The sequence below is a fragment of the Kitasatospora sp. NPDC097605 genome (genome assembly GCF_040302725.1).
Lineage (GTDB): Bacteria > Actinomycetota > Actinomycetes > Streptomycetales > Streptomycetaceae > Kitasatospora.
In genome coordinates this window covers 45,727-59,884 of sequence record NZ_JBEOSF010000036.1, presented here as the reverse complement: position 1 = coordinate 59,884, position 14,158 = coordinate 45,727, and the positions used below count along the sequence as shown (strand labels likewise).

The following is a 14,158-nucleotide window of genomic DNA, read 5'->3' as shown; positions in this document are numbered from 1 at the left end:
GTCGTCAGGTCGTGCTCTCGCGGCGGCGCCGCTGCTCTTCGCGTTCGCGTTCGCGCCGGTCGAGCCAGGCCAGGTACGGGCCGGTGGGGACGAGGCCGACCTTCAACCCGGCGCCAGCCCGGCCCTCCGGCAGCTCGGACTGCTTGTGCTCGATCGCCTGGCAGCCCGGGCACCGGCTGTCGGAGGCGGTGTAGGCGTGCCGGTCGCCGCCGGCCTCCGGGTCCCACTCCTCTGGGCGGGTGCCGCAGCCCGAGCAGACGGTCCGCGCGTACTCGGCGTACGCGATGGCCTTGGCCCGGTCGTACGACGTCCACCGGCCCGGCTCGCCTCCGAGAAACTGGCTGTGCGGAATGCCCCAGCGGTCGCACAACTCCAGCTCCAGGCGGAACCGCGGCTCAGCGATCAGCCTTTTCCCAGGTCCCCGCGCCGGTCGACCTGCGGGGCGAGCGCGGCGCTGAACAGGTCCTGGCGGTCGCGGTGCCCCCAGGTGGTCATGAACCCCTGGGCCTGCTCCTCGGTGATGCCGTCGACGCTGGCGGCGGCGATGAGCACCGGCGGGAACGTCTCGGGGTTCCACTCCGTGTCGGAGTCCTTGTCGAGCTGCTCCGGGGTGGGCGGGTGCTCCTCGATCAGCTTCACGAAGGCGTCACCGGGCAGGGCACGGAACCGCAGCTTGATGGTGACCGCGTCGGCGCCCTTCACGGCGTCGGCGAGGGTGGCCTCGGCAGCGACGGCCGCAGCCCGACGGACCTTGTCCGCAGGGTCGGCGGCGGCGAGCAGCGCCGCCTCGGCGGCCCGCGCCTCGATGTCGTTGAACGCCCGCTTGAGCTCGGAGTCGTCCCACAGCCGCAGAACCTTCTCGGCGAGCTTGCGGTTGCGCAGCTTCTCCAGCGTGGCGGCCCAGTGCGCGTCGGCGGCGACGGCGGCGGCCGGCGGCTCCGGGTCAACGGTCCCGGCGGTGGGGGTGGTGGTGGTGGTCTTGGGCGGCATGGGGTTCCTCCAGGAGGAGCGGTGAGGGGATGGGGCCCGGCCGGGCGTCTCGCGCGTCCCCTCGTGCGCGCGAGGACGCCCGACCGGGAGTCAGAAGGGGCCGGGCCGGTCAGGGGGCGGCGGCGGGCACGGCCGCGCCCTGTACCGGCCTGCTGGTCACGCTGAAGTTGACCGTGAACTTCGCCGCCTCGTTGTCGGCGGTGTAGGCCGGCTGGACGCTGCCGACCCGGATCGGGAACACGTCCATGCTCTTGTTCGTGGGCACATCACCCTTGCGGAGGATGACGATGTAGCCGACCGTGCCCTTCTTGAGCAGCTCCTCCGTGACGTTGGTCGTGGAGTCCTCATAGAAGGTGAGCGACGAGTCGGCGGCCTTGTCCGAACCGGGGATCGTGCCGTCGAACGTGTCGGACATGTCCGGGACTTCGATCGCCTGGTTCTCGCTGTTCCAGCCGTCCAGCTCGGCGATTCCGGCGGTCAGGTTGGTTCCGGCCACCAGCTCCGCGCGGGTGGGAATCATGCTGGGGGCGGCGATGGTCGGCACGAACAGGAACTGGGAGACGCCGCGCCGGGAGTACTTCTCCACGGGGACGAGCGGGGGCAGAGGCATGTGGACCCCAGGTGTCTGGTCAGGGGTCGGCTCTGCTCCTGGGCGGCCGGGCCCCGGTGGGACGGTGAAGGGGTGGCCGCCATGATGGGCAGCGTCCGCGCTGTGCCGCCGCGGTACGGGCTCCAGGCCGCCCCGAGGGGCAGCGTCCGCGCTTGCCGCCGCGGTGCGGATGGTGCACAGCTCGTGAGGCTGCGTCAGCCCCGGCTGGAGAACCCGAGCCGGAACCTGATCATGTAGTTAACGATACCGTCCGCGGGGACCGGGTCGGTCCCCGCGTCGGTGTCCACTTCCCGGGTCTTGCAGACCACCCCGGCCGGCAGGTCGTTCAGCTGGTGGAGCCACCGGCCGGTGACCGGGTCGCGCTCCAGGACCCCGGCGCGGATCCGGTCGGCCAGCCACTCCGCCTGCTCGACGCTCTCCGCGACAGCCACTGCCTGGTAGAGGCCTGAGGCGTCCTCGGAGAGGTCGCTGAACGGCGCGCCGCCGACCTGCCAGGGCAGCGGGTGCAGGACCGTGTAGGGCGGCAGCGCCGGACTGCCGTCGGGCATGCGCGGAAGCGCGCCGAGGCCGCACGGCTTGCCGGTCGCCGAGGCCAACAGCGCACGGACCGAGCGGGTGACGGGAAGCCGGGCGATCATCCGATCACCTTCTCGCCCACGGCCTTGAGCTGGCCCTCGACCTGGCGGCCGAAGGAGTCCAGCGCAGGAGCGACGTGCGGGAACGGCGGCTGGTTGTAGCGCCGGCCGAGCTTGTCGGCGCCGACGAATCCGAACTCCAGGCGCCGGCCCTGCGGGGCCGTGGTGCCGACCAGGCCCTCAACGACGCCTGGGGCGCCCGCGTCGACCGCGACGGTCCAGGAGTCCCGGTAGGCGCCGGTGATGACGTTCGGGCCGGGCCGGCCGGAGGCGTTGGCGCGGATCTGCTGGCGCAGCAGCGTCGCCTGGTGGCGCACCAGCGCGGTGACGGCCGGGCCGACGCGCTCGGCGGCGGCCTCAAGGACGGCGGCGAGCTGGTCGGCGTCCGTGAAGGTACGGGATCGGGTCACGGTGCCGCCAGGTCCTTGCTCTGGATCTCGTCGCACCAGGACATCCGGACGACGAGGAGGGTGTTGGCGTGTCCGGGCCGGGCGACGCGCCAGCTGCGGGTGAGCAGCGACTGGTCGCCGCCCTCGTGGACCGCTGTGACGGTGAGGACGGCGTCCCGGGGCGGGACGGGCGCGTCGGGCAGGGTGAGCAGTTTGTAGCCGGCCTTGGGGTCGTCGACGTGCTCCAGGAGGTCGGTGGGCACGACCAGGCCGATCGGCTGGGACCCTGGGCCGATGACCGCCCCCGGCCCCTCGTAGACCACGATGCCGGGGGCGTCGATCAGCGTGCCCGTCGCCTCGTCCAGCACCTTCCCCGGGCTGGGCTTCTCGAGGCGGATCGTGTCGCCGAGCACCAGTTCGCGGACGAGGCCGGTCAGCGGGCCGAGGTTGAGCATCAGCCGTCTCCCCGGGCCCACTCGGTGAGCTGGCGCAGCGCGGCGCGGGTGAGCTCGTTGGCCTTGCCGTCGAGGTCGTCGCGCTTCAGCACGGCGGCCGCGAGCAGGTCCGCGTCGATCCCGCCGAGGAACTCGGCGACCAGGTCGGCGGTGTTGGGCTGCTCGTCGGCGACGACGACGCGCGCCAGGCCGTCGAACGCCGTGGTACCCCGGCCCTCGGCGAGGTAGAGGACGGCCTGCACCGGCTCGCCGGCGAAGCCGCGCAGACCGTAGCCGCGGATCTGCTTGCTGATGTCCTCGCCGTCCAGGTGCACGGTTCCGTGGAGGCCCTCGCTGGTGATGACGAGGTGGTGCTGGTCCGGGTCGCCGAAGCTGCTCACTGGGGCTCCTGGTGGGTGAGGTAGGCAGTCAGGGCGGGGTTGTCGCGCAGCACGGCGAGCAGCACCCCGGCGATGGAGTTCACGGCCCGTTCCTCGACGTCCTTGAGGCCGGCGGCCGCGTCCGCGTCGGGGTCGACTCCGGCGACGCGCAGGCACTGGTGCAGCACCTCGTGCAGCACCACCTCCGCCTCACGGTCGGACGGCAGGTCGGCGCGCACCCCGATCCGCTGCTCACCGCTGGAGGAGAAGCCGTGAAGTGCCACCTGCCCCCGGACAGACGCCTCGTCCACTACGGCGGTGTCGAGCAGCACGGTGTAGGTGAGGTGGCCGATCCGCAGCCGGGCGGGAACTGCGGGCGGCGCCGCCCGTCCAGGGGCCCTCATCGCGTAGCGGACGGCTTCGGCGACCGCACCGGGAGCTGTGTCGTCGGTGGTCTCGATGCCGAACGTCATGGTGAACCGCCCTTCGCTGATGTGGAACGGGCCGTCGGTCCGGGCCGCCGTGCTGCCGGTCAGGGTGGCGGGCTGCTGGTTGCGGGCGGTGAGGGAGCGCACCGCCTCAGGCAGCGGGCTGTCGTCGGCGCCGTAGGTGGAGGTGTCGATGTCGTCGTGGGTCACTTCGGCCACCCGGGAGCGGGGCGGGCGGGGAAGGAGGCGACGAGGTCGGTGAGGTCCTGCCAGTACGCGTTGGGAATCCCGTCCCAGGGGTTGCTGCTCGGCCCGGTGTACGGGGTGGTGTGCATGAAGATCGTGTGGCAGCCGGACGCGCGGGCGAGGAGGACGGCATCGCGGGCGTCGGCCCAGGTGGTGACGCCGTGCAGCAGGTGCACCACCTTCTCCGGCTTCCACTCGCGCAGCCAGGCCGGCCGGTTCGCCATCGCGGTCCGGTACTCCGGCAGCGTGCCCTCGAAGGTGACGACCTGGTCGGCCATGGCCAGGTAGCGCTCGTCGAGCGGCACGGTCCCGCAGTTGAGGACGATGTGCCGGGCGCCGCGCTTGCGCAGGCCCTGGAGCGTCGTGCCGAGGGCCTGGACGTTCGCGGCCGCGGTGGGCACCTGGTCCAGGAAGATGCCGTCGGTGATGCCGCGCGCCACGTACTTGTCGGCGTCGGCGAAGGTGGTGAAGTCGACGACGGCGCCGTACCCGTAGTTGAGGTACCCGAGCACCGGCACGCCGGCGGCCTTGACCGAGCGGGCGGCGTCGTACAGCACGCTGTCCTCGGCCGCGCCGGGTCCGGAGGCCTGGTTGAGGACGACCCAGCGCAGCGGCACGTTTTGGACGGCCAGGGCGTCCCAGGCGGCGGAGTCGAGGCCGGGATGCTGGTAAAGGGGCACGCCGAGCCCCATGGTGGTGAGCGCCATCAGGCGTCGTCCTCCTCGTCGGTGGCCGGCTGGCCGGGTTCGATGTCGTCACGGCCCGCCAGGTCGGGGCGGGGGGTGAGGGAGCGGATGCACCCGGGGTGCGCGATCGGGTGGACCGCGGCGTCGGCGGCTTCGCGCAGGGTGCCGTCGGCCCGGTCGGGGTCGGAGTGACCGGTCCACCCGCACTCCGGACCGTCGCTGACCTCCACCCACTCCGTGCCGAGGTCGTCCAGCGCGGTCCGGGCGGCGGCGGTGTTGGCGGCGGTGACGGCCTGCGCGGCGAGGGCGCTGCGGGCCCACGCGGCGGCCGGGTAGCGGGTGGAGTCCCCGTAGATCACGGCCTCCAGGCGGTGCTCCCGCTCAAGCTGGTCGGGGTCGACGGCGGCCGCACGCAGGGTGCCGGCGGAGGCCGCGCGCACGAAGACGCGGGCGCGGCGGACCGTCTCGTTGATGCGGGTCACCAGCGCCTGGTAGGCGCCAGCGCTGAGCACCTGGACCGCACCCTGGTGGCCGGGCGTCCAGGTGAAGGCCGGCCACACCTGCCCGGGGCGCAGCACGGCAGTACGCAGGGCGGCCTCGGCGCCGTGGCGGTAGGCGATCGGCAGCTCCAGGCTGGCCCACCGCTCGGCGACGCCCACGGCGGCCTGATCGAACTCGGCGACAGCACGGTTGAACGCGGCGATCGCGGCACGCAGCACGGTGGCGCGCCCGGGTACGGGGCCGCGGGTGGAGCGGCGCAGCGCGGCCAGCAGGGCGCGCTGCGCAAGGACGAGCGCACTCCAGGCGGCGGCGAGGTCGGCGGCCGCGGTGTCGATGCCGGCCCGGAGCTCCTGGTTGCGCCACGCGGTGGGCGTGGTCATCGGCGGGGCCGGGCATGGAACTGCAGAATGCCCGGGTCGGTGTTGGCGCCATCGGGGCCGGGCGGCGGGGTCTCGTCGGGGGCCGGCGCGGCCGCCGGGTCGGCGAGGGCCGCGATCTGGCGTTCCAGGGCGGCGATGTTCGCGCCGTAATCGACGGCGATGACGCCGCTGATGGTGACCTTGACGGGCTGGGCGAGCAGCGCCTGGCGCCGCTCGCGCAAGACTTCGAGGGCAACGGCGCGGGCGGACCGCAGGCGAAGGTACCGAGCGTCCAGGTCGGCCGGGTCGGTGGTCGTTCCGAGTTCGGCGAGCAGCCAGGCCCGGGTGGCGTCGTCCATGGTGCCTCCCGTCGAAGGGCGGTCAGGGTGAGGGGGATGCGCGGGAGCCTCGGTGGCCGGGCCGGGGAGGACGGCCCGGCCCGGCCACCGAGGGGCTCACTCCGCGGTGGCGGACTTCCGGCCGCGGCGGGCGGCCGGCTTCTCCTCGGGAGCGGCCTCGGCGGGCTGCTCCTCGGTCTCAGCGGCCTCGGGCGCGGCCTCGACCTCGGCCGCCTCGGGCTGCACTTCGGTCTCGACGAGTTCGCCCTGCTCCGCGCCTTCGGCCTCGGGGCCCGCTTCGGCGCCGGGCCCGTTGCCTTCGCCGGCACCCGCCGGTTCCTCCGGCGGCTCACCGCCCTTGGCCGCCGTGTCGGGGCCCGGCTCCAGGTCGAAGTCCGGCACCACACCGCCGGCCCAGGCGGACGGGTTGGTGACCAGGCAGGCCAGACGGGGCTCCGGCGTGCTGCCGGCCGCCAGCACGATCTGCTCGTGGCTGTCCGGGTCGACCAGGAAGACGCTGCTGATCAGCTCGGCCATCACCAGACCGTCGCAGCCATGTAGATGTCCGGGACGTACATCACCGGCATGGCGACGGCGGAGGCCTTGGTGTAGACCTGCGCCGGGTCGTCGCTGTAGCCGTGGGTGACGATGATGCCCGGGGCCTCCGAGCGCAGGATCGCAGGGTTGCTGCCACTGGAGAGCACCAGGCCGTCGGCGGTGATGCCGTACTGGGTCTCCGCCCACTCCCGGCTGTCCGGGGGCAGGAGGAAGTACTGGTTCTCCGGCAGGACCCGGGCGTTGCCGCCGCCCAGGGTCGGGAGCTGGAGGTCGTAGACGGTGATCGGCGGCAGGCCGTAGCGGGCGCGGACCGCCGTTACCTGGTCGGGCGCCAGCACGGCGCTGGGGATGTTCGCCCCCTGCGGGTTGTAGAAGGCGTTGCGGTAGGAGTTGTTGCCCGCCATGAGCGCAGCCGCCTTGTAGGAGGTGAGCACGCGGGTGGGCAGAGGCGCGCCGATGGACCGCAGGTGGGCGATCCACGTCATCTCGTCGCGCAGGATGTCCGCCGTCGGGTCGGTCCACGGCACCGCCGCGGTCGGGCGGTTCGCGGCCGGCACCTGGAAGTCGACTTCGACGACGATGCCGTTCTCGCCGTTCAGGGTGAACTTGCCGTCGGAGAGCAGGTCTCCGGCGGCGATCTCCATCCGCTGGTGGACGGACAGGACGTGCGCGGCAACGTCGTCGTAGAGCCGTTCGATCAGCTCCTCCCCGTCCTGGCCGCGCGAGACGTGGAGCAGGATCGTCTCCAGCTCGTTGACGATGAACTTCTGTCCGAGCGGGGGGAGTTGGCCCTCGGTCTCGATGCGGGTGAACTCGCGGGCCGCGATCGGCGTGGAGGCGTCCCACGAGCGGAACTGCGCGGGGAGGACTCGGCGGCTGGTGCGCTTCGTCTTCCACTTCACCGTGTCGAGCGTCTTCACCGGGATGACGCTCTTGGTGAGCTCGAAGTCGTCCTTCGTCGCGATCGCACGGACGAACGCGTTGATCTCGGTGGCGTCGACCCCCTTGAGGAGGTTGTCGAGCATCTCGTTCGGCATGGGTCAGCCTCCTCAGGTGGTGACGTAGAAGATGTCGGCGGTGGTGTAGCCGGGCAGTGGCTGCACGAACGGCACCGGCAGCTTGGCCGGGTTGACCAGGCCGTGGATGCGCAGCGAGGCGATCGCCTTGGGCTGGCCGGGAACGAAGTGGGTGTCCGACTCCAGGAAGCCGGCCAGCACCTCGGTGCCGTCGCTGGCGCCCGGGGTGCCGCCGCCGATCGGGGTGGTGACGTTGACGGCCGGGGTGGTGCCGCCGGTCAGGCCGGCGCCGTTGGCGGTCATCTGCGCAACGTTGTCGCCGGCGAAGTTCCCGGCGAACACGACGGTGTAGGGGCCGCCCGCGTTGCCGGTGACCTTCACGTCCCCGACGGCGATGTTGTTGAGCGCCTCCAGGGCGGCCTGCACGGTCGCGGCGGTGGCGTTGTAGGCGATGGCCGCCGTGTTCTGGCCGGAGAACGTCAGGGTGAAGGTGCCGCCGGTCGGGCCGCCGGTGATGGTGACGGTCTGGGTCTCCGAGCTCGGCCCGGTGTACGGGGCGTAGAGCCCGGACTCGGTGAGGCGCCCAAGCGGGATGCCGCTCTTCAGGACGCTGTAGGGCTGGTCCGGGCCGGACCCGGGCTTCCAGTGCGTGCCCTGGGTGAACTTCGAGACGTCCAGGGTGACGGACTGGTTGGTCTCGGTGCCGTGCGTGGATGCCAGCCACAGCTTGTTGGCGCTGTAGTCGGTGGTCGTGGTGATCGGCGGCATGACCATGCCGGATCTCCCTCCCTCGGGACAGGTGCGTGCTGGGCGTGGGCACCTGCGCCAGGGGTGCCGTCCACGAGGGAGGGGTGGGGCTTGGAGGGCGTGGTCCCTCCGGGGTGCGCGGGGTGGTGCTCGGTCAGCCCGCCAGGCCCATGGCCTTGGCGCGCTCGCGGCCGCGGTCGCCGGGCTTGCTGGTCGGGCCCTGGCGGGTCGGCGGGCCGCCGGCGGGGAGTCCGCCGGGGGCGGGCGGCGCGGCCGGGACGGCCGGGGTACCGGTGAACAGGGCGGGCTTGGTGGTCTTGAGCTGCTCGGCGGCGGTCTGCACGGCCGCTTCGTCGGCGTCGTCGGTGACGGCCCGGTCCAGGAAGGCGCGGGCGACGTCGACGTCCTCCAGGGGAACGCCGAGGCGGGTGAGCAGCGCCTCGCGGCGGGCGTTGCGCCGGTCGGCCTCGGCGGCGGCGACTGCGGCGGTGGCCGCGTCCTCCTTCGCCTTGAGGGCCTTCTCTCGGTCGTCGAGGGCGGCCTGGCGGCGCTGCTCCTCGGTGAGGAGGGCGTCCTGGGCGGCCTTCGCGTCGGTGAGGACCTTCGTGAGCTGCTCGTCGGTGACGGTGTTCGGGTCGAGGCCGGCGGCCTCGGCGAGCTGGCGGCGTACGTGCTGGCCGCCCTGCCGCTTCTCCTTGGCGAGCATGTCGTTCAGCGCGCGCTGGGGCACGGTGAGGATCTGCTCGCCGGGGTTCGCCGGCGGCGGCTGGGTGGAGTCGACGTAGGGCTTGGGCGTGGGGTCCGGCGGGCCCGGCACCGGCGGCGTGGGCGGCGGGGTCGGAACCGGGTTGCCGCCGGCCGGGGCGGGCGCGCCCGGCGCGGGCGGGACGGGGGTGTTGAACAGCATGGTGGCCGCCTCGATCTGGCGGCGTATGACGGCACGGCGCATTGTGGTGTCCTCCACCGTGAACGCCCCCGCGCTGCTACCAGTTTAGGGGTGATCATGGTGTGCTCGGTCCGGTCTACTTGTCGGTGCCCTGGTCGGGGGCCTTGGCGGGGTCGGCGGGCGGCTGGCCTGGCTGCTGGGGGGGCTGGGGGACCTGCTGCGGCAGGACGACTGCGGGCGGCTGCTTGGGCGGCGCGCCCTTGAGGCCGAGGTAGTCGCGGACGGCCTGCTGGTCGCCGGTCGCGTCCGCGAGCTCGCTGGCCTTGGCGAACTGGCGGGCCTGGATCCGCTTGATCTCGTCCTCGATGTCCTCGATCACCCACCCGGCTTCGGTGATCAGGCGCAGCGCGGTCTCCAGGCTGATGAGCCCGGCCGTGTGGGCGGTGGCGACGTCGGTGAGCAGCGTGGTGAGGTCGGTGGGGGTGTAGGCGCCGAACTCCAGGTGCGCGGGCTCTACCGGGCCGGTCCAGTCGGGGTGCTGACCGGCCATGAACAGCCTCTGCACGAACTTCAACAACAGCCGGTACTTGTGGGCGCGGGCGAGGCGGCCGGCGGCGACCATCATGTCCAGCGGGCTCATGGTGAGGGCGAGGGCGTAGCCGGACGGCATCTGGGCCTGGTCGGCGGTGCCGAGCGCGACGGCGGGCATCCGGACGTTGGCGTGGAGGCGGTCAAGGAGGGTCTGGCTGGTGTCGCGCAGCTGCTCGAGCTGCCCGGCGGTGTCGAGGACGTCGAGGCGGCCGCCGGTCTCCAGCTCCAGGACCAGGCCGGGCGTGACCGCCAGGTCCGTCTGGCGGGTGAGCAGGCCGGAGGCGGCGATGACGGGCATGCCGGTGGTGGCGGAGGCGTGCGCGGTGTCGGTGTCGTTGCCGGCGAGCTCGTCCAGGAGCTGGAGCACGCGGGCGAGCGCGGGCCGGCCCCAGTGCTCTTCGGCGTCGGGGACGGTGTTGGGGACGTGGACCACCGGGATGAAGTCGATCATCAGGTCGAGGCGGTCGAGGATCTCGCCGTCGGAGCGGGCGGCGAACTCGGCGCGGTCCATGGGCAGGTGGTAGACGCTGGTGTCGCCCTTGATGTCCTCCAGGAGCCACGTCGCGTCGGTGAGGTAGCACGTCCACCGGGACGGCCGGTCGCTCCACGGGTACGTGCGCACGATCCACGGGCCGTCGACCGTGTCGCCGGGGACAAGCGCGTACTGGCCGTCGTCCCCAACCACCGGGCCCCGGTAGGGGCGGCCGTCGTCGCCCCACTGGGTGGCGTGCTGGACCCCGATCGGGCCGAGTTCCCAGGTGATCCGCCGGACGCGGTCCTTCAGGCCGCGCTTGGGGTCGGCGGGCAGGTCCCACGCCAGGTGCACCCGGAACGGGTAGTCGGGGCCCGGGTCCTCGCCGATTTCGGGGTAGTAGAAGCCGGGGTCGGTGACGGTGAGCCGGGGGCGCTGTCGCTCGGGGTCCCAGCCGAGGTAGTAGACGCCGTCGCCCTGCACCACGGCCTTGCGCTCGGCCTGCTGGAGCTTCAGGACGACCTGCTCGTCCTCCGCCCACTCGCGCAGCCGCTCCTGCACGGCCTGGGCGTGCTCCTGCCCGCCGCCGTCGCCGTCCTTCGGCTTGGTGGTGGTGGTGGCGGCTCCGTCGACGACGATGTGCTGCTCCCGGCCGAGGATGTGCGCCTGGATCGCTTCGTTGAGCATCGCGGCGTCGCCGTACTCGCGGCGGTCGTCGTCCTTGCCGGACTCGATCGCGGTGAGCGCGCCGGCCTGGTTGCTGTCGTAGGCCACCATCGTCTTGTAAGCGGCCAGGCGGCGGGCGTCTTCGGCCGGTACCCACTGCGAGTACACCTCGGGGTAGGCGCGGCGGTGCGGCGCGCCGCCCTGCGCGTTGAACACCGGCTTGTAGTTCAACCAGGACCAGCCGTCCAGCAGCATCTGCTTGATGCCCACGGTGGTGTCCTCCTTCGGGTGGTCGGGTCAGCGGCGGCCGGGCAGCGGGCCGCGGGTGTAGGTGCCGATGCCGGGGCCGGTGTTGCCGGACGGGTCGGCGAGTTCGGTGAGGGCGTGGACGGCGGCGTCCATCCGGTCCGGGGAGTCCATGCCGGCCATCCACGTGACCATCTGGCCCTCCAGGGAGACGTGCTCGCCGACGTGGTGGACCCGGCCGAGGTGGTAGAGCTGGGCGATCGGCTCGGCGCGCAACCTCTTGCCTTGCTTCGCGAAGACGTCGATCAGGCGGGGGCGCAGCATGCCGCGGGTGAGGCCTTCGCGCTCCAGCTGCGCCCAGGCCTGGGCGATGACCTGGCGGGCCATGTCGCCGCCGAAGTTGCTCTCCACGCCGATGGCGTCGGCGGCCTGCTCGATCGCCAGCAGGCAGGCCTCGCGGCCCCACTGCTCTGCGCCCATCTTGGCGGAGCGGTCGGCGATGACGTAGAGCTCGCCGGCGGCGTCGCGTCCGGCGGCGACCAGGCCGACCTCGTCGCGCAGGACGTCGCCGCCGGAGGGGTCGACGAACACGACCACCCTGGTGAGGATGATGCCGAGGAGTTGCTGCGGGGTGATGCGGTGGTCGCTGATCCACGACCACTTCCAGACGCCGCCTTCCATCGGGCGGGGCTGCTGCTGGTAGAGGGCCCACCAGATGCGTTCGCCGACCTCGGCGCGGATCTCGGCGAGCGCGGCCTCGTCGTAGCGGGAGGGCCAGAGTGCGGCGCCGGGCGGCCGGCCGAGGGCGTCGTTCTCGGCGAAGGCGACGGCGGGGAGGTTGATGCGCTCCCAGCCGTCCGGGTTCTGCTCCAGCAGCCGGCCGCACAGGTCGTCCTCGTGCCAGCGGGTGTTGATGATGATGATGGAGGCCTGCGGCGCGCGCCTGGTGAAGAACACCGACCGGTACCACTCCCACACCCGGTCCCTCTGCGCAGGTGAACCTGCGTCGTCCGAACCCTTGAACGGGTCGTCGACGATGCCCAGGTTGAAGCCCTTGCCGTTGAGGGAGCCGCCGACGCCAGCGGTGACCATGCCGCCGCGCACGCCGGACTTCGGGGGCGGCACCAGGTCGAAGCGGGACGCGGCGCGGGAGCCGGGGTGGAGGGTGATGCCGAGGGCGTCGGTGTGCTCGGCGATCTGGTCGCGCACCCACCGGCCGTGGTCGTCCGCCAGCTCGGAGCCGTAGGAGGCGAGCATGACGCGCAGCAGCGGTCGGCGGCGCAGGAACCACAGCGGCCCCCACCGCGAAGCGCGCTGGCTCTTGCCGTGGCGGGGCGGCATCTCGATCATGGCCTTGATCTGCTCGCCATCGGCGATCCGGGCGTACAGCTTGTCAATCAAGTCCAGGTGCGGGGCCTGGAGTTCGATGCCGTCGGTCAGCACGCTGGCCATCTGGCCGGGCGAGCGGTCCATGAGCATGCCCTGCTCGGCCTGGGCCAGGTGGACGCGCATCGGCGCCTTCACCTGGGCGGCGACGGCAGCGCGCTGCTCCGGGGCGAGCTTCTTGTATTCGGTGATGAGGGCGGCGAGTTCCGCTTTCGGGTCACGGCGCTGCTTCTTCGTCTTGCCCATCGGCCGGTTCCCCCTCCTTCTGGTCGGCGGCGGTGTTGGCCGCGATGAGGTCGCGCAGCTGGTCGAGGGAGGGGATGTCGATGAGGGGGGCGCCGTCGGCGCCGGTGACCTCGGTCTTGGTGGGGCGGGGGGTGCCCTGGACGACGTCGAGGCGGGCCAGGACGCGCAGAACCTGGTCGCGGGCCTTGAAGCGGAGGTCGGCGGCGCGGACCCGGTCCTCGGGCGTCTCCCACTCCTCCGGCTCGGTGTCCTCGCCGATCTGCGCTTCCTTCAGCGCCGCGCGCAGCACCGCGGTGTACTGGGCGACGCGTACGCGGCGCAGCGCTTCAACGTCGGTGTCGTACTCGGTGGCCTGCTTCTGGAGGGCGCGGTTGATGTCGCGGGTGACGGCCTGGACCAGGCGGCCGGCGGTGAGCGGGGTGGCGCCTTCGCGGTACTGCTTGGCGCCGTAGCCCTCGGCGACGGCGCGGCCGCGGGTGTTCAGGGAGGGGTCGGCGTGAAGGTGGAGGCCGATGTCGAGGGGGGACCAGCCGGCCGTGAGCTGCAGGCGCACGGCTTCGGCGCGCCGGGCCTGGACGGCCTGGCGGCGCGGGTCGTACTCGGCTGGTGCTGCGGACACGGTGGACTCCATGCACCCCCGCGCACCCCACCATGATCCCTTACGGCGGGGGGTGCTCGGTTCCTGCTGGTCGCGGGCCGGTTGCGGTTGTGCGGTTTCGTCCCCGGGCGGGGTGCGGCGGTGGCAGGATCCGCGCCATGCGGATACGGGTACGAACGGTGGCGGTGGCGGTCCTGCTGGTGGCCGGCCTGGTGGGGTGCACGAGCGCGGGAGGGGCGCAGCCGGCGGTCTCGTCGCAGGCCGCGGAACCGTCAGGCGCGGCGTCCGGTGCGGCGTCGGCCCCCGCGGCCGGGGCGGGCGGTGCGGCGCGGGGGCGGGAGCTGGTGGCGGAGCTTGAGGGGCAGCTTCAACCGCCGTCGAGCGCGCTGTGCCTCACGCTGGGCGGGCGGGAGTGCGCGGTGTGGCTCGGCGGGGTGACCAAAACGGCGACGGTGTCGGTGCCGAACCACGCGGACCGGTTCCCGGTGTCGGGCGGGCGGGAGCCGCGGGTGAGGGCGCTGGTGACGGAGATCAGCGCTGCCGGGGAGTCCTACGCGCTGGGAGGGTGCGAGCAGCAGGCGCGGTTCGTGGCGAAGGGACCATGCGAGCGGGACGCGGCGGCGATCGTGGTGAAGGCGCGGCTGCTGGCGGACGAGCTGAAGGCCGGCGGGTGGGCCTGACGGCTTGGTGAGGGTGCTGCGCGCGGGCCCCGGGCTTCTGCTGAGTGTGCGCAGGGGACGTCACATCAGA

19 protein-coding genes are annotated in these 14,158 nt (G+C 72.9%); 1 reads left to right on the top strand and 18 read right to left on the bottom strand.

Annotation, left to right across the window (positions count from 1 at the left end; translation table 11 throughout):
- Window positions 1-4: 4 nt before the first annotated feature.
- The 18 genes from ABTX81_RS30630 to ABTX81_RS30545 form a co-directional block, all read right to left on the bottom strand.
- Window positions 5-370, bottom strand: a complete 366-nt coding sequence (locus ABTX81_RS30630) for a hypothetical protein (protein ID WP_350552324.1) — start codon at window positions 368-370, stop codon at window positions 5-7.
- Between the two features lie 32 nt (window positions 371-402).
- A complete protein-coding gene (locus tag ABTX81_RS30625) occupies window positions 403-990 on the bottom strand; it encodes a hypothetical protein (RefSeq protein WP_350552322.1) in 588 nt (195 codons plus the stop codon).
- A 109-nt stretch (window positions 991-1,099) separates the two neighbouring features.
- Entirely contained in the window at window positions 1,100-1,600 is a 501-nt protein-coding gene (locus ABTX81_RS30620; protein WP_350552319.1) for a phage tail tube protein, read from the bottom strand.
- Window positions 1,601-1,794: 194 nt separating this feature from the next.
- Window positions 1,795-2,238, bottom strand: a complete 444-nt coding sequence (locus ABTX81_RS30615) for a hypothetical protein (protein ID WP_350552316.1) — start codon at window positions 2,236-2,238, stop codon at window positions 1,795-1,797.
- Window positions 2,235-2,645 (bottom strand): HK97 gp10 family phage protein, encoded by a 411-nt coding sequence (locus tag ABTX81_RS30610; protein ID WP_350552313.1) that lies wholly within the window; start codon window positions 2,643-2,645, stop codon window positions 2,235-2,237. The genes ABTX81_RS30615 and ABTX81_RS30610 overlap by 4 nt, the downstream gene beginning before the upstream one ends.
- A complete protein-coding gene (locus ABTX81_RS30605) occupies window positions 2,642-3,079 on the bottom strand; it encodes a DUF6093 family protein (protein WP_350552311.1) in 438 nt (145 codons plus the stop codon). Before ABTX81_RS30605 ends, ABTX81_RS30610 begins: the two co-directional genes overlap by 4 nt.
- Window positions 3,079-3,459, bottom strand: a complete 381-nt coding sequence (locus tag ABTX81_RS30600) for a hypothetical protein (RefSeq protein WP_350552308.1) — start codon at window positions 3,457-3,459, stop codon at window positions 3,079-3,081. Before ABTX81_RS30600 ends, ABTX81_RS30605 begins: the two co-directional genes overlap by 1 nt.
- Entirely contained in the window at window positions 3,456-4,076 is a 621-nt protein-coding gene (locus ABTX81_RS30595) for a hypothetical protein (RefSeq protein ID WP_350552306.1), read from the bottom strand. The genes ABTX81_RS30600 and ABTX81_RS30595 overlap by 4 nt, the downstream gene beginning before the upstream one ends.
- Window positions 4,073-4,819, bottom strand: a complete 747-nt coding sequence (locus ABTX81_RS30590; RefSeq protein ID WP_350552303.1) for a spherulation-specific family 4 protein — start codon at window positions 4,817-4,819, stop codon at window positions 4,073-4,075. The genes ABTX81_RS30595 and ABTX81_RS30590 overlap by 4 nt, the downstream gene beginning before the upstream one ends.
- Complete coding sequence (locus ABTX81_RS30585) at window positions 4,819-5,679, bottom strand: hypothetical protein (RefSeq protein ID WP_350552300.1); 861 nt, start codon at window positions 5,677-5,679, stop codon at window positions 4,819-4,821. Before ABTX81_RS30585 ends, ABTX81_RS30590 begins: the two co-directional genes overlap by 1 nt.
- On the bottom strand, window positions 5,676-6,017 hold the full coding sequence (locus ABTX81_RS30580) for a hypothetical protein (RefSeq protein WP_350552297.1): 342 nt from the start codon (window positions 6,015-6,017) through the stop codon (window positions 5,676-5,678). The genes ABTX81_RS30585 and ABTX81_RS30580 overlap by 4 nt, the downstream gene beginning before the upstream one ends.
- 96 nt (window positions 6,018-6,113) lie before the next feature.
- A complete protein-coding gene (locus ABTX81_RS30575; protein WP_350552294.1) occupies window positions 6,114-6,533 on the bottom strand; it encodes a hypothetical protein in 420 nt (139 codons plus the stop codon).
- Window positions 6,533-7,591 (bottom strand): major capsid protein, encoded by a 1,059-nt coding sequence (locus ABTX81_RS30570; protein ID WP_350552292.1) that lies wholly within the window; start codon window positions 7,589-7,591, stop codon window positions 6,533-6,535. Before ABTX81_RS30570 ends, ABTX81_RS30575 begins: the two co-directional genes overlap by 1 nt.
- Before the next feature lie 12 nt (window positions 7,592-7,603).
- Window positions 7,604-8,344 carry a hypothetical protein gene (locus tag ABTX81_RS30565; RefSeq protein ID WP_350552289.1) on the bottom strand — a complete coding sequence of 247 codons (741 nt, stop codon included), beginning with the start codon at window positions 8,342-8,344 and terminating at the stop codon, window positions 7,604-7,606.
- A 127-nt stretch (window positions 8,345-8,471) separates the two neighbouring features.
- The gene (locus tag ABTX81_RS30560; protein WP_350552286.1) at window positions 8,472-9,266 is read right to left on the bottom strand and encodes a hypothetical protein; all 795 of its coding nucleotides are present in this window, start codon (window positions 9,264-9,266) and stop codon (window positions 8,472-8,474) included.
- 73 nt (window positions 9,267-9,339) lie between these two features.
- Window positions 9,340-11,202, bottom strand: a complete 1,863-nt coding sequence (locus tag ABTX81_RS30555; protein WP_350552283.1) for a hypothetical protein — start codon at window positions 11,200-11,202, stop codon at window positions 9,340-9,342.
- A gap of 27 nt (window positions 11,203-11,229) precedes the next feature.
- The gene (locus tag ABTX81_RS30550) at window positions 11,230-12,810 is read right to left on the bottom strand and encodes a terminase large subunit domain-containing protein (RefSeq protein WP_350552280.1); all 1,581 of its coding nucleotides are present in this window, start codon (window positions 12,808-12,810) and stop codon (window positions 11,230-11,232) included.
- A complete protein-coding gene (locus ABTX81_RS30545; RefSeq protein WP_350552277.1) occupies window positions 12,782-13,429 on the bottom strand; it encodes a hypothetical protein in 648 nt (215 codons plus the stop codon). The genes ABTX81_RS30550 and ABTX81_RS30545 overlap by 29 nt, the downstream gene beginning before the upstream one ends.
- A gap of 164 nt (window positions 13,430-13,593) precedes the next feature.
- Here ABTX81_RS30545 and ABTX81_RS30540 point away from each other — a divergent pair, with 164 nt between their 5' ends.
- Window positions 13,594-14,088, top strand: coding sequence for a hypothetical protein (locus tag ABTX81_RS30540; protein ID WP_350552274.1), 495 nt, complete (start codon window positions 13,594-13,596; stop codon window positions 14,086-14,088).
- Window positions 14,089-14,158 lie beyond the last annotated feature (70 nt).

Bases quoted from the DNA above. Each gene is read 5' to 3' on its own strand.
- ABTX81_RS30625 (WP_350552322.1), bottom strand. From the start codon at position 990: ATGCCGCCCAAGACCACCACCACCACCCCCACCGCCGGGACCGTTGAC.
- ABTX81_RS30620 (WP_350552319.1), bottom strand. From the start codon at position 1,600: ATGCCTCTGCCCCCGCTCGTCCCCGTGGAGAAGTACTCCCGGCGCGGC.
- ABTX81_RS30615 (WP_350552316.1), bottom strand. From the start codon at position 2,238: ATGATCGCCCGGCTTCCCGTCACCCGCTCGGTCCGTGCGCTGTTGGCC.
- ABTX81_RS30605 (WP_350552311.1), bottom strand. From the start codon at position 3,079: ATGCTCAACCTCGGCCCGCTGACCGGCCTCGTCCGCGAACTGGTGCTC.
- ABTX81_RS30590 (WP_350552303.1), bottom strand. From the start codon at position 4,819: ATGGCGCTCACCACCATGGGGCTCGGCGTGCCCCTTTACCAGCATCCC.
- ABTX81_RS30585 (WP_350552300.1), bottom strand. From the start codon at position 5,679: ATGACCACGCCCACCGCGTGGCGCAACCAGGAGCTCCGGGCCGGCATC.
- ABTX81_RS30580 (WP_350552297.1), bottom strand. From the start codon at position 6,017: ATGGACGACGCCACCCGGGCCTGGCTGCTCGCCGAACTCGGAACGACC.
- ABTX81_RS30575 (WP_350552294.1), bottom strand. From the start codon at position 6,533: ATGGCCGAGCTGATCAGCAGCGTCTTCCTGGTCGACCCGGACAGCCAC.
- ABTX81_RS30570 (WP_350552292.1), bottom strand. From the start codon at position 7,591: ATGCCGAACGAGATGCTCGACAACCTCCTCAAGGGGGTCGACGCCACC.
- ABTX81_RS30565 (WP_350552289.1), bottom strand. From the start codon at position 8,344: ATGGTCATGCCGCCGATCACCACGACCACCGACTACAGCGCCAACAAG.
- ABTX81_RS30560 (WP_350552286.1), bottom strand. From the start codon at position 9,266: ATGCGCCGTGCCGTCATACGCCGCCAGATCGAGGCGGCCACCATGCTG.
- ABTX81_RS30550 (WP_350552280.1), bottom strand. From the start codon at position 12,810: ATGGGCAAGACGAAGAAGCAGCGCCGTGACCCGAAAGCGGAACTCGCC.